This is a genomic window from Pseudomonas sp. HMWF006 (assembly GCF_003061205.1).
Lineage (GTDB): Bacteria > Pseudomonadota > Gammaproteobacteria > Pseudomonadales > Pseudomonadaceae > Aquipseudomonas > Aquipseudomonas monsensis.
In genome coordinates this window covers 11,845-12,724 of sequence record NZ_QAIU01000073.1, presented here as the reverse complement: position 1 = coordinate 12,724, position 880 = coordinate 11,845, and the positions used below count along the sequence as shown (strand labels likewise).

Below are 880 nucleotides of genomic sequence, written 5' to 3'. Positions count from 1 at the left end.
CACGTGGCGCTGCAACAGCTTGAGCTGCCGTTCGCCGATTGCGCACCGTTGAACTGGCTGGAGAACGGTCATGACTGATGCTCGCAAAGCGCCGCTGAAACTCGCGGTGGTCGGCCATACCAACGTCGGCAAGACCTCGCTGTTGCGCACCCTGACCCGCGACGTCGGTTTCGGCGAAGTCTCGCATCGGCCGAGCACCACTCGGCATGTCGAGGGTGCGCGGTTGTCGGTGGACGGCGAGCCGTTGCTCGATCTCTACGACACACCGGGACTGGAAGACGCCATCGCCCTGCTGGATTTCCTCGAACGCCTGGAACGCCCCGGCGAACGCCTCGACGGGCCGGCGCGCCTGACACGGTTTCTCGACGGCAGCGAGGCACGCCAGCGTTTCGAACAGGAAGCGAAAGTGCTGCGGCAATTGCTCGCCTCCGACGCCGGACTCTATGTGATCGACGCCCGCGAACCGGTTTTGGCCAAATACCGCGACGAACTGGAAGTGCTCGCCAGTTGTGGCAAACCGCTGCTGCCGGTGCTGAACTTTGTCAGCAGCGCCAACCATCGCGAGCCGGACTGGCGCGAAGCGTTGGCGCGGCTCGGCCTGCATGCGCTGGTGCGCTTCGACAGCGTTGCACCGCCGGAGGACGGCGAGCGGCGGCTGTATGAAAGCCTCGCATTGCTACTGGAAAATGCCCGTCCGCAACTGGAACGACTGATCGCCGATCAACAGGCCCAGCGCCTCGCCCGCCAGCAAAGTGCGGCGCGTTTGATTGCCGAGTTGCTGATCGACTGCGCGGCGTGCCGGCGCAGTGTGGTCAGCGCCGCCGAACAGGAACAGCAAGCGATCAGCGAACTGCGCAAAGCCGTGCGTCAGCGTGAGCAG

1 protein-coding gene is annotated in these 880 nt (G+C 64.9%); it reads left to right on the top strand.

Going from position 1 to position 880, the window contains the following annotated elements:
• Positions 1-70 precede the first annotated feature (70 nt).
• Positions 71-880: GTPase/DUF3482 domain-containing protein (locus DBR24_RS31430; protein WP_256591253.1), on the top strand; the 810-nt coding region annotated here is incomplete at its 3' end.